The sequence below is a fragment of the Actinosynnema sp. NPDC091369 genome (genome assembly GCF_044757065.1).
Taxonomy (GTDB): Bacteria; Actinomycetota; Actinomycetes; order Mycobacteriales; family Pseudonocardiaceae; genus Actinosynnema.
This window is the reverse complement of sequence record NZ_JBIVUG010000002.1, coordinates 535161-547251: the sequence shown is the minus strand read 5'-3', so window position 1 is coordinate 547251 and position 12091 is coordinate 535161. Positions and strand designations below refer to the sequence as shown.

The following is a 12091-nucleotide window of genomic DNA, read 5'->3' as shown; positions in this document are numbered from 1 at the left end:
CCGCGGGCCGCGGGCGGGGTGTGGGAACCCGCCCGCGGCCCGCGGTCCTTTCCGGCGGATCCCGCCGCGTGAAGGGGTGGCGCCGCGGGATCCGGGGACCGGTCGCCCGCGGGTCGGGGGGTGCACCCGCGGGCGACCGGAGGAAGCGCCCTGGTGGATCGGTCAGATGCCGCAGGACGAGGCCGACCAGAAGCGGCTGCTCCGGTGGTCGACGTGGGTGTGGTCGCCGTGGCCCGGGTAGCCCGGCCCGAGGATGCCGTTGAAGCCGTGGTTGCGGGCCTGCTGCGCCATGCGGCACAGGGTGTGCGAGCCCGCGCCCAGGTCCACGCCGTCGCCGTACAGGTGCCGGGAGTCCGACGCGCCGCCGACGGCGTTGTTGCACGCGATGCTGCGGAACCCGCTCGTGACCCGGAGGGGCTGGTCGCCGAGCGCGTGCCGCATCGCCTGGAGCTTCCACATGGACACCAGGGCGTTGAACCTGGCCGTCGCGGCCGACACCTTGCCGCCGGACCAGTCGGAGTTGCAGTTGTTCAGCTCCGCGTAGGTGAAGTTGATCGGTGTGCAGTCGTCGTCTTGCAGGGCGTAGAGCCGTGAGTAGGTGGCGCTGCCCGCGACCCCGTCCGCCGACAGGCCGTAGGCTTGCTGGAAGCGCACGAGGGCCGATCGCGTGGCCGGGCCGAAGGAGCCGTCGAGGGCGAGCACGGCGCCGTAGCCGGGGTAGCCGGACAGGCGGATCTGCAACTGCCGCACGTCCTCACCGGACGCGCCCTGGGACAGGGTTCGGTTCCACGTGTAGCAGCCGTCGGCTTGCGCCGTGCCACCACCCGTCACGAGCACCACGGCGACGAGCGCGAGCGATGCCAGGTAGGAAACTAGTCGGAGCACAGGGACCTCCAGACCGGGTTGGGGGACGGGACTGGAGCCTGGCGGAGCGGTAAACTTGCGTCAATCTGTCGCGGATGTCTGAATATTTCACACCACGCGAACAGTTTGTGAACGACGGGGTGTCGAGCAGTCCCCGTACCTCATCACGGCGGGCGTCCGGAGCAGGTCCGCTTGCCTTCGGGGCCGCGAAGGCGCGTCTCAACGGGGTCTGGCCTTCGGTCCCGTGCGCACCAGCGACCGGCCCTGTCCCCGTGACCGCACGACCGGGGCGTGCGACGGCGGCAAGGGCAGCGGTTGGGACTCCTGCTGCTGACGCGGGACCCGCGCCGGCTCGACCGGGTCGGCGAACCGGGCGCGGCGGGGGTCGGACCGCGCGGACTCGGCGCGCGCCGCCTCGATCCGCACGGCCTCCTGGAGCAACGCGTTCTCCAACCGCAACGCCTCCGACCGCACGGCCGCGAACCGCAACGACTGCTCGGACCGCGTCGGTTGCGCCCTCGTGCGGTGGGGATCGAACAGCTGCGAGCTGTTGTGCAGGGCTTCCCGTGCCGCTGCTTCGCTGCGTGACGTTTCGTCCTGTGGCGGGGTGCCGCGCACGGAGTCGTATCGACTCGCCCCGCTGTGCGAGGTTTCCGACCTGGCCGCCCCGTTGCGCGATGCCGCCGCCCGCGCGGGTTGCGGACGTGGCGCTTCGAAGCGCACCGACTCCCGGACCCGCGGCCCGGCCCCCGTTCCGGCCCCGGTCGGGATCGCGTCCGGGCTTGCGGCTGGACTTGTGGCGGCCGGGAGCGGCGCGGGCGGTGCGGCGTTCCGGGGAGCGGGTTCCCGCTGGGGCGGCTGCTGCCGCGGACGGCGGTAGGGGCCGCTCGCGGTCACCCGGTTCTGCCGCCACAGCTCCGTCGACAGCTTGATCATCGCCGTCGGCGCGTCCAGCCCGACCATCCCGACCAGCCGCCCGTCGTCGATGAAGCCGGTGATGGTCCGGTGGTCCTTCTGCGACCCCGCCAACGTCGTGGTGTCCTTGCCCATCGCGGGCAGCCCCGACCCCTGGATGCGCATCCCGTACTGCTCGGTCCAGAACCTCGGAACAGGGGTGAACGGCCGCGAACTGTCCCTGCCCGCCAACAGGTTCTCCGCGGCCGCCCGCCCCATCTCCACCGCGTTGAGCCAGTGCTCCACCCGACGCGGTTGCCCTCCGAACCGGAGGTTCGGCCACCGCGCGACATCGCCCGCGGCCACGATGTCGGACCCGCCGACCACGTGGCACGTGGGGTCGCACAGCACCCCGTCCTCCAGCACCAGCCCCGAGCCGCGCAGCCAGGCCACCGACGGCGACGCCCCCACCGCGATCACCACGACCGCGGCGAAGAACACCTGCCCGTCGGACAGGTGGATCGCCACCCCGCCCGCCTGCCGCACCCAGTGCCGGATCTTCACGCCCATCGCCATCCGGACACCGCGCACCCGGTGCGCCTCGGTGACCGTGTCGGCGATGTTCTTGCCCACGGCGCTGCCCAGCAACGTCGACGACCGGCTCACGATCGCCACGTCACGACCCATCGTCTTCACCGACGCCGCCATCTCGCAGCCGATGAGGCCGCCGCCGATCACGACGACCAGGCCCTGCGTGGCGTTGATCGCCCGCTTGATCGCGATCGCGTCGTCCACGGTCCGCAGCACGTGGATGCGCGGGTCCTGCCGGGGCGCTCCCGCGAGGTGCCGCGGCTCGACGCCGGTCGCGATGACCAGCCCGTCGTAGCGCAGCTCCTCCCCGCCGGGCAGCCCCACCACGTGCCGGTCCGGCTCCAGGTGGGTCGCCGCCGTGCCCAACCGCCACACCGCGTTCAGCTCGCGGCTGATGGTCAACCGCAGGTCCGACGCCACCAGCTCGCCGTTGATGGCCTCCTTGGACAGCGCGGGCCGGTGGTAGGGCAGGTGCCGCTCCGCGCTCACGATGACGATCTCGCCGCGGAAACCCAACTCCCGCAACCGTTCGCCCGCGCGCAGGCCGGCCAGCCCGCCGCCCGCGATGACCACGCGTTCCTCGTTCTTCACCGGACACGCTCCCGCAGCTCGATCGCGCGCATCGGGCACGCCCGCGCGGCGGCCCGCGCTTGCGCGAACTGCTCCGGCGGCGGTCTGCGCTCGTACCGCAGGCGCTCGTCGTCGACCAGCTGGAACAGCCCCGGCGCCTCGGCCTGGCAGATGCCGTAGCGGTGGCAGCGCTCGTTGTCGACGCTGATGTCCAACGCGCTGCCGCCCGCGCCGTCCGGCTCGGGCTCGAACCCGGGCTCCGGCTCCAGCATGCCCAGCCTGACCAACCAGTCCGGCGGCAGGAAGCGGGCGATGGCGATGGTCGCCGTCGGCACCAGGATCGTGAGGCCGGCCAACCACAGCACGGCCAGGTTGCCGTTAGCGATCGCGCCGAACCACGAGTGGACCACGGTGGCGGTGACCGCGACGTAGGCGAGCTGGTGCAGCCGCAACCACTTGCGGTAGTAGACCTTCTTGCGCAACCCGGCGGTGATCGCGATGGTCAGCATGACCTCCAGGCCGAGGATGCCCAGCCCGTGCCGGAGCAGGCCGCCGTCGTAGAACGGCACCAGGATCTTCAAGTACGAGAACGCGCCGAGCTGCAACAGGGTGAACGCGAACGCGTGCAGCGACCCGAACGTCAGGGCCATGGTCGCCAGCACCATGTGGCTGTTGCGCAACCCCTGCCTGCCGGAGATCCTGTTGGCCCAGCCGGTGGCGATCAGGACGCCCCAGCACAGGGTGGCGCACGTGGTCGCGTAGGCCAGGCGCGCCGAGATCTGCGCCACGTGGCGCACTCCGGCGTCGTGGTCGCCGCCGGCCGCCTGGGCGATCAGCAGCGGAACCTGGGTGAGCACTGGTGTCTACCTCCGAGATGGCGGGAGAGAACTCGCAGGCGGTTGGGGGAAACGGGTCGGCGGTGGTCGACCCGCCCGGCCGGCCGCGCAGGAGTGGTCACGACCTGCCGGGCGGGCTCGAGGGTGTGGGAGGTCTCCGCGGTGGGAGACGCGCTGGTTCGGGTCCGATCGACCACCTCCTCTCACTTGACGTCGGCACGAGGCCGCAGCAGGCGCAGGATCGCGATCGTCACGACCGCGCCCACCAGGCACATCAGGAGCACCGACAGCGGGCTCGGCCCGCCCGAGGGGAGCTGGGCCGAGGCGCGCACCGGGTCGGTGCCCACCGCCGCCGCGGGCGCCGACCCGGCGGCCACCGGCTTGGACAACCCCATGTCGGTGACCATGTTGGTGCTCTCCAACAAGGTCATGTGCTTGAGCACGATCTGGTTGCACACCTGGGCGAACTGCCGGATCGCCTCGTTGCGGGTGGTGGCCCGCACGGTCGCGATGGCCGGGAAGATCGAGCCGTGCGCCGCCCGCAGCCGGTTGGCGAACGAGTCGTCGAACGCCGCGCCGGTCCGCGAGCGCATCTCCGCCATCCACGACTGCTGGTCGGCGTTGGCCTCGTCCGGCAGCGCGACGCCCATCTGGGACGCCAGCCGCACCACCCGCTCGTCGAGGAACGCGTGGTCGCTCGCCAACTGCGCGCCGACCTCCTTGACCCGGGTGCTCGCCGCGCGGGTCTGCGCCTCCTCGCCCATGGGCATCTCCCACAGGCCCGCGAGCCTCACCTTGACCAGGAGTTCCTTGTCCAGGGCGGTGATCGGGCCGAGCGGCGTCTGCTCCACCGGCCCCGCCGCGGGCGGGTCGTCGGCGTGCGCGACACCGGGCAGCACGGGAAGCACCAGCAGGTGCAGGGTCAGCACGACCGCCGCGAAACGCTTGCCTGACATGGGTTTCTCGTCCTAGTAGCCGTCGCCGGTGGACGGTTGGCCGGGCGCCGCGCCGTCGTCGGCCTGCGCCTTCTTGCCCTCGGGCGTCACCGCGAACCACGCGCCGCCCTTGCCCTGCCCGGTCAGGTCGCCCGCCTTCTTGTCACCCGAGTACCGGTACAGCGGCCACCCGGCCAGCGTCACCTGCTTGCGGCCGTCCGCCCGCGCCACCGAGCCGACCAGCGTCGGGTCCACACCGGAGGTCATGGTGTGGTCGCTGACCAGCACCGGCGGCCACATCGCCACGCACTCGGCGTCACAATTCGACTTCGGTGGTTTCGCGGTGTCCTTGTCGTAGCGGTACAGCGCGAAGCCGCCCGCGTCCGCCACGAACCACCCGACCTGCCTCGACTCGGTGGCCGAGAGCATCTGGTGCGGCTCCTTGCCGAATTCCGGCGGCTGTTGGAGAGTCGTCGAACCGGAACCGGCGCCACCCGCCGGGTTCTGGCTCGCAGCGTTGTCGACACCGGTCACGCCACACGCGCTGACCAGCATCGACACCGCTGCCGCCGGAACCAGCAGCAACGCCTTCCGGGTACGTCGACCGCGCATCATTGGTCCTTTCTCCTGCTGGCGGATCCGCCGAAAGGACCAGCGGACCGAGAGTCGGGTCCGTGCCTTTGAAGCGGATACCGGGGCATACGGACACGAAGCGATGACGGTTCACGAACAAATCGACGACTTTTTTTGCGGCCAAACCCTCGACGCGGCCGCCCCCGGCGCGCTTGGATGCTCGGCGTGGCGCGGCACAGACGCAGCACTTCCCCCCGAAGAGATCACGGCCGGCCGGACCTGAGTCTGGAAGACGAGCTGATCCGCAGGCTCTACCAGGAGTTCGGCAGCGCGCTGCTCGGACATGCCATGAGGCTGACGGGCAGCGACCGGCAGTGGGCAGAGGACATCGTCCAGGAGACGCTCGTGCGGGCGTGGCGCAACGCCGAGAAGCTGGAGCGGGACCCCGTCCTGCTGCGCTCCTGGCTGTTCACCGTGGCCCGGCGGCTGGTCATCGACGACCGTCGCAAGCGGAGCGTCCGACCGCAGGAGTCGGAGTTGACGCCGTCCGACGAGGCCCCGCAGCGGGACGAAGCGGACCGCACGCTGGCGGCCATAGTCGTAGCCGAAGCGATGAACGGACTGACGGAAGAACACCGGGAGGCTATTCTCGAGACGTACTTGAGGGATCGGACCGTCGGGGAAGCCGCAGCGGTGCTCGGGGTACCGCCCGGCACGGTGAAGTCCAGGGTGTACTACGCGCTTCGCGCCCTGCGGCGTGCGTTGCAGGATCGGGGCTGACAGGTGACTTCGCTGCCGAACCACGTCGACGTGGCGGCGTACGTCCTCGGAGTCCTCGACGAGGACGAGGTCGACGCGTTCGAGAACCACCTCGCCCAGTGCCGTCGATGTGCGCTCGACCTGCGCGATTTCGCCGAACTGCCCGACCTGCTCGACGAGGCCGACGCCAACGGCATGCTGCGCGCCAACGCGGGGGAGCGGCCCGACGGCCGTTCGGTGCGCGCGATGCTCGACTCGGTCTCGGACACCAGGGCGCGCAAGCGCCGCACCGTCGCGCTGCTGGCCGCCGCCGCCGCGGTGGTGCTCGTCGGGCTCACCGCGGTCGTGTCGGTGAACGTCGCCGCACCGTCCGACCCGGTCGCCGCACCGTCCACGCAGTCGGTGCCGCAGCAGTCCAACGTGGCGAAGGGCGCGCCGGACACGTCCGGCGCGATCACCCGCACCGACCCGGTGACCGGGGTGTTCGCCCGGCTCGCGGCCGGCCCCGAGCGGTGGGGCACGTCGGTGCAGCTCGAGGTGAAGGGCGTCAAGGGGCCGGCGCGGTGCGAGCTGGTGGCGAAGTCGCGCTCGGGCGAGGTGATCACCGTCGGCTCGTGGCTGGTGACCACGTCGGGCCCGGCCAAGGACCCGGTCACCGTCCAGTCGTCGGTGGGCCTGCGCTGGCACGACATCGAGGAGTTCGTCATCCGCGACACCGACGACGGCTCCACCCTGATCCGCCTCCCCACCTCCTGACCCCCGCGCGAGTCCTACGTTCGCAGCGCGTGAGTCCTACCTCCAGAACGCGTGAGTCCTACGTTCGGAACACCCGAGTTGAACGCTCGGGACACGCCGACCGCACCACCGTTCAAGACCGGCACCCCCGGCACGGCGTTGAATCCCACCCGGGAGGCGGCGCCGTGCCGTCGTGCGAGGAGGTCGTGGTGGAGGTCGGATTCATCGGTCTCGGCATCATGGGTCAGCCGATGGCGCTCAACCTGGCCCGGTCCGGCCGGCCGCTCGTGGTGTGGAACCGGTCGCCGCACCGCGCCGAGCCGCTGCGGGACGCGGGCGCACGGGTCGCCGCCACCTCGGCCGAGGTCTTCGCCGCCGCCGACGTCGTGATCCTCATGCTCGCCCACCAGGACGCCATCGACGACGTCCTGGCCCGCCGCACGGACCGCTTCAACGACTACGTCAACGGTCGCACGATCGTGCACATGGGCACCACGGCGCCGGGCTACTCGCGCGACCTCGCCGCCGACGTCCGCGCCGCCGGCGGCCACTACGTCGAAGCACCCGTCTCCGGCTCGCGCGGCCCCGCCGAGGCGGGCGAGCTCGTCGCCATGCTCGCGGGCGACCCCGACCCCGTGGCACGGGTCCGCGAGGTCATCGCGCCGATGTGCGCCGAGGTCGTCACCTGCGGCTCCGCCCCGAACGCCCTGCTGATGAAGCTGGCCGTGAACCTGTTCCTGATCACCATGACCACCGGCCTGTCCGAGGCGTTCCACTTCGCCGAACGGCACCGGCTCGACCTCGGCACGCTGGTCGAGGTGCTGGACAAGGGCCCGATGTCCAGCAAGGTGTCCCGCGCGAAGACCTCGAAGCTGCTCGCCGACGACTTCGACGCCCAGGCCGCGGCCCGCGACGTGCTCACGAACAACGAGCTGATCGCCGACGCCGCCCGCGCCGCCGGGGTCGCCTCACCGCTGCTGGACGCGTGCCTGGCCCTGTTCACCCGCGCGGTGGAGCTGGGGCACGGCAAAGAGGACATGATCGCCGTGATCCACGCGTTGCGGGAACGCTCAGATTCGGCGCAACCCCATCAGGACCCGTTCCATCAACTCCAGTGACGGCCGGCCCTTCTCGTCGATCGCGCGATCCTCGTGCACGTTGATCAGGCTCATGTCGGACATGTCGGCCAGCAGGACGCGCACCACCCCGAGCGGCAACCGCAACGTCGCCGCGACTTCCGCGACGGAATGCGGATTGCGGCACAGGTCGCTGATGATGCGGTGTTCCGCGGTCGACGTGAGGGCGTCTCTGGCCGCCCTTTCGTTCGTCGTCACGATGGTCTCGATGGCCAGCGTGGTCGCGGAGTGCGTGCGCCCGCCGGTTCTGGTGTAGGGACGCACCCGGAGGGTCGACACACCAGCTCCTCAAAGCCGTCGGCGTTGATCTTGGTCGTGCGGTGTCAGGGTCGCTGACGCCGGTAGACCCTACGAGTGATCACGGCTCCTGTCTCGGTTTTCCCGGCATGTGGGAGGACTTGCGTGTCGTCGCGACGGTCCGTGGCCGGTCGTGTCCGGGCGGTGTTCGACGCCGGGGGAGGGCTGTGTGCAGCCATCGGATGATCGGTCCGCTTCACCCTCCGTTGGTCTTGCGTTCGGCTCCGGATCGCCTGGGACAGCTCGTCCCAGGCGTCCGCCGGGGGTCTACCCGATGGGTGTGGGATTCGCGATCACGCTGACCTCGCAGAACACGTTGAGGTTTTCCGGTGTCCTGGCGATGAGCTCACCACCGAGCGGCTTGTGGCCGAAACCGAACGTAGTGACGGGTGGAGCGCTCTCACAACGGTTGTTGACCAAGGTTTGAGGTTCGGGTGTCCCGCACCGACCTCGGGGAATCACCCCGACCGCGATTCCGGGGTCATTCCCGACGCGCCGACGGCCGCCCGTCCGCCACATTTGCCACCGGTGGACGGCGAGCGCCGTCCGGGGTGAGGGGTGGAGGACCGGTGACGGGCAACGAGGGGGCCGCCGCGAGAGCGGTGGACGTGTGGAAGTCCTACGGCACGGGGGAAGCTGCGGTCACGGCGCTCGCGGGCGTGAGCGTCGAGTTCGACCGCGGCCGGTTCACCGCGATCATGGGACCGTCCGGGTCGGGCAAGTCGACGCTCATGCACTGCCTCGCCGGGCTGGACACGATCGACTCCGGCGAGGTCTGGATCGGCGACACCGCCGTCGGCGGCCTGCGCGACAAGGGCCTGACCGACCTGCGCCGCCGCCGGGTCGGCTTCATCTTCCAGCAGTTCAACCTGCTGCCGACGCTCACCGCCGAGGAGAACATCACCCTGCCGATGGCCATCGGCGGCCAGAAGGTCGACCGCGCCTGGTTCGACGCCGTCATCGACGCCGTCGGCCTGCGCGACCGGCTCACCCACCGGCCGACCCAGCTCTCCGGTGGCCAGCAGCAGCGCGTGGCCTGCGCCCGCGCCCTGGTAGCCCGGCCCGAGGTCGTGTTCGCCGACGAACCGACCGGCAACCTCGACTCCCGCTCCGGCGCGGAAGTCCTCGGCTTCCTGCGCCGCTCGGCCCGCGAGTTCGGCCAGACCGTCGTCATGGTCACCCACGACCCCAACGCCGCCTCGTACGCCGACCGGGTCATCTTCCTCGCCGACGGCCGGATCGTGCGCGAGCTGCACGAGCCGACCGCGGCGGCCGTGCTCGACACCATGAAGGTCCTCGACGGCGACGACCGGCTGGTCGTGGCGTGATGCTGAAGGCGACGCTCAAGAGCGTGCTCGCCCGCAAGCTCCGGCTGGTCCTGTCGGGCCTGGCCGTGGTGCTGGGCGTGATGTTCGTGGCCGGCTCCTTCGTGCTCACCGACACGCTGGACCGGTCGTTCAAGGACCTGTTCACCACCGTCTACTCCGAAGTGGACGTCCAGGTCGCCGTGCGGCCCAAGGTCGACCAGGACGACCCCGAGACCGCACTCGCCGGCACCCTGACCGCCGACGACGTCGAAGCCGTCGGATCGGTCGACGGCGTGCGCACGGCCGTCGGCGACGTCACCGGGTCGGCCCGACCCATCGGCGAGAACGGCAAGGTCCTCACCACCTCCGGCGCACCGCGCCTGGGCACCGCCTGGCGTGACGGCAGCCAGGAGGAGCTGCGCGAAGGCCGCGCGCCGAGCCGTGACGACGAGGTGGCCATCAGCGCCTACCTCGCCTCGACCGGCGGGTTCACCGTCGGTGAGCCGATCTCGGTGCTCACGCTGGAACCGAAGCGGACGTTCACCGTCGCGGGCATCTTCGGCTACCCCGGCGACCGCGACTCCCTCGGCGGCGAACTCACCACCGCGTTCACCGAGGCCACCGCCCAGCGGCTCCTGCTCGGCACGCCCGGCGCGTTCAGCGGGATCACCGTGCGAGCCGACGAAGGCGTGTCACAGACCGTGCTGCGCGACCGCGTCCAGGCACGGCTGGGTGATTCCTTCCAGGTGAAGACCGGTGAGCAGCTGGCCAAGGAGTCGGCCGACGAGATCAGCGAGGGCCTGGCGTTCTTCAACTACGTGCTGCTCGGCTTCGCGGGCATCGCCCTGTTCGTCGGCATCTTCATCATCCTCAACACGTTCTCCATCCTCGTCGCGCAACGCACCCGGGAACTCGCGCTGCTGCGGGCGATGGGCGCGAGCCGCAAGCAGATGGTCGGCTCGGTGGTGGTCGAGGCGGTCGTCATCGGCCTGATCGCCTCCGTCGTCGGGCTGGGCGCGGGCATCGGCGTCGGCGCGCTGCTGGCGACCCTGTTCAGCACGTTCGGCGGCGGCAGCCTGCGGCTCGCCGGCATCGCGGTGCCCCCGTCGGCGATCATCGCGTCGTTCGCGGTCGGGATCGTCGTCACCGTCCTGGCGGCGCTGCTGCCCGCCGTGCGCGCGTCCCGCATCGCACCGGTCGCGGCGCTGCGCGAGGCGGCCACCCCGGACCGGCCGCTGACCCGGTTGACCGCGTCCGGGGTCGCGTTGACCCTGGTGGGCGCCGGGGCGTTGGGCCTGGGGTTCACCGACGGCACGCTGTGGCTGATCATGTCCGGGCTGCTGGTGTCGTTCGTCGGGGTCGCGCTGCTCACGCCGGTGATCAGCAAGCCGGTGGTGTCCTTGATCGGCAAGCTGCTCGCGTGGTCCCTGCCCGGCACGCTCGGCCGGCGCAACTCGGCCCGCAACCCGCGCCGCACCGCCATCACGGCCGCCGCGCTGATGGTCGGCATCGCGCTGATCACCGGGGTCAGCGTGGTGCTCACGTCGGCGACGACCAGCATCACGAAGGTCGCGGACACGCAGATCAAGGCCGACCTGATCATCTCCGGTGAGTCGGTGAACGGCGAGACCAGCGGCGGGTTCACCCAGGACCGGATGGACGGCGTGCTCGCCACACCGGGCGTCGGGTCCGGGTTCGGCTGGTACAACGACGCCGTGCTGATCGACGGGCAGCGGAAGGTCGGCGCGGTGGTGACCGACGTGCCCGCGATGGAGCGGATCTTCGGGCTCCACGCGACCAGCGGCACGATCGGGGAGCTGGCGGAGGGCTCGATCGGGCTGGACGAGGCGACCGCGACCGCGTTGGACGTGCGCCAGGGCGACACGGCGACCGTGCAGACGACGAAGGGGGAGCAGCGCGCGTACACGGTGGCGTTCGTGCTGGCGAAGACGACCGTGGTGGCCGACTCGGTGTTCCTGCCGCGGTCGGCGGTGGACGAGTTCGCGGTGGCGCGGATCGGGAGCGCGTTCGTGAAGGCCGACGCCGGGGTGGACGTCGCCGGGCTGCGGACCCGCCTGGAGCCGCTGTTCGCCGACAACCCCGAGGTTTCGGTGCAGGACCTGAGCTCGTACGCGCGGCAGCAGGCGGCGCAGCTGGACACCGTGCTGCTGATGATCCAGATCCTGCTCGCGCTGGCGATCCTCATCGCGGTGCTCGGTGTGATCAACACGTTGGCGCTGTCGGTGATCGAGCGGACGCGCGAGCTGGGGCTGCTGCGGGCGATCGGGATGCGCCGGGCCCAGGTGATGCGGATGATCACCGTCGAGTCGGTGGTGATCTCGGTGTTCGGCGCGCTGCTCGGGCTGGTGGTGGGCGTGGCGCTGGGCGTCGCGGCCGTGCGGGCGCTCGAGGACCAGGGCTTCACCGACCTCGGCATCCCGTGGGCGCAACTGGGCGGCTACCTGCTGATCGCCGCGGGCGTCGGCGTGGTGGCCGCGATCCTGCCCGCCGTCCGCGCCGCCCGGCTGAACGTGCTGCGCGCGGTCTCCTACGAGTGATCTCCCGCGGTTGACGCGGCTCCCGACCCCGATCGG

Annotated in this window: 11 protein-coding genes; 5 read left to right on the top strand and 6 right to left on the bottom strand. The window is 71.3% G+C overall.

Features of this window, described 5'->3' with window-relative positions; genetic code table 11:
* Nucleotides 1-162 precede the first annotated feature (162 nt).
* From ACIQMJ_RS10675 to ACIQMJ_RS10655, 5 genes are all read right to left on the bottom strand, one after another.
* Nucleotides 163-885: a D-Ala-D-Ala carboxypeptidase family metallohydrolase gene (locus ACIQMJ_RS10675; RefSeq protein ID WP_499760707.1), complete on the bottom strand. Its 723-nt coding sequence runs from the start codon at nucleotides 883-885 to the stop codon at nucleotides 163-165.
* A 198-nt stretch (nucleotides 886-1083) separates the two neighbouring features.
* Nucleotides 1084-2940: an FAD-dependent oxidoreductase gene (locus ACIQMJ_RS10670; protein WP_499760706.1), complete on the bottom strand. Its 1857-nt coding sequence runs from the start codon at nucleotides 2938-2940 to the stop codon at nucleotides 1084-1086.
* Nucleotides 2937-3776 carry a ferredoxin gene (locus ACIQMJ_RS10665; protein WP_499760705.1) on the bottom strand — a complete coding sequence of 280 codons (840 nt, stop codon included), beginning with the start codon at nucleotides 3774-3776 and terminating at the stop codon, nucleotides 2937-2939. The genes ACIQMJ_RS10670 and ACIQMJ_RS10665 overlap by 4 nt, the downstream gene beginning before the upstream one ends.
* A 182-nt stretch (nucleotides 3777-3958) precedes the next feature.
* A complete protein-coding gene (locus tag ACIQMJ_RS10660; RefSeq protein ID WP_499760704.1) occupies nucleotides 3959-4711 on the bottom strand; it encodes a DUF4142 domain-containing protein in 753 nt (250 codons plus the stop codon).
* A gap of 12 nt (nucleotides 4712-4723) precedes the next feature.
* Nucleotides 4724-5302: a hypothetical protein gene (locus ACIQMJ_RS10655; protein WP_499760703.1), complete on the bottom strand. Its 579-nt coding sequence runs from the start codon at nucleotides 5300-5302 to the stop codon at nucleotides 4724-4726.
* A 177-nt stretch (nucleotides 5303-5479) separates the two neighbouring features.
* Here ACIQMJ_RS10655 and ACIQMJ_RS10650 point away from each other — a divergent pair, with 177 nt between their 5' ends.
* The 3 genes from ACIQMJ_RS10650 (at nucleotide 5480) to ACIQMJ_RS10640 (ending at nucleotide 7875) form a co-directional block, all read left to right on the top strand.
* The gene (locus ACIQMJ_RS10650) at nucleotides 5480-6043 is read left to right on the top strand and encodes a sigma-70 family RNA polymerase sigma factor (protein ID WP_141975920.1); all 564 of its coding nucleotides are present in this window, start codon (nucleotides 5480-5482) and stop codon (nucleotides 6041-6043) included.
* A 3-nt stretch (nucleotides 6044-6046) separates the two neighbouring features.
* Nucleotides 6047-6778, top strand: a complete 732-nt coding sequence (locus tag ACIQMJ_RS10645) for an anti-sigma factor (protein WP_499760702.1) — start codon at nucleotides 6047-6049, stop codon at nucleotides 6776-6778.
* A gap of 185 nt (nucleotides 6779-6963) precedes the next feature.
* Nucleotides 6964-7875 (top strand): NAD(P)-dependent oxidoreductase, encoded by a 912-nt coding sequence (locus ACIQMJ_RS10640; protein WP_499760701.1) that lies wholly within the window; start codon nucleotides 6964-6966, stop codon nucleotides 7873-7875.
* On the opposite strand, the gene ACIQMJ_RS10635 is transcribed toward ACIQMJ_RS10640, so the two are convergent.
* On the bottom strand, nucleotides 7828-8172 hold the full coding sequence (locus ACIQMJ_RS10635) for a DUF742 domain-containing protein (protein WP_499760700.1): 345 nt from the start codon (nucleotides 8170-8172) through the stop codon (nucleotides 7828-7830). The genes ACIQMJ_RS10640 and ACIQMJ_RS10635 overlap by 48 nt on opposite strands.
* 587 nt (nucleotides 8173-8759) lie before the next feature.
* Between ACIQMJ_RS10635 and ACIQMJ_RS10630 the strand changes: the two genes are divergently transcribed.
* Both ACIQMJ_RS10630 and ACIQMJ_RS10625 read left to right on the top strand, forming a co-directional pair.
* Nucleotides 8760-9518 (top strand): ABC transporter ATP-binding protein, encoded by a 759-nt coding sequence (locus ACIQMJ_RS10630; protein WP_499760699.1) that lies wholly within the window; start codon nucleotides 8760-8762, stop codon nucleotides 9516-9518.
* Nucleotides 9518-12055 carry an ABC transporter permease gene (locus ACIQMJ_RS10625; RefSeq protein ID WP_499760698.1) on the top strand — a complete coding sequence of 846 codons (2538 nt, stop codon included), beginning with the start codon at nucleotides 9518-9520 and terminating at the stop codon, nucleotides 12053-12055. Before ACIQMJ_RS10630 ends, ACIQMJ_RS10625 begins: the two co-directional genes overlap by 1 nt.
* Nucleotides 12056-12091 lie beyond the last annotated feature (36 nt).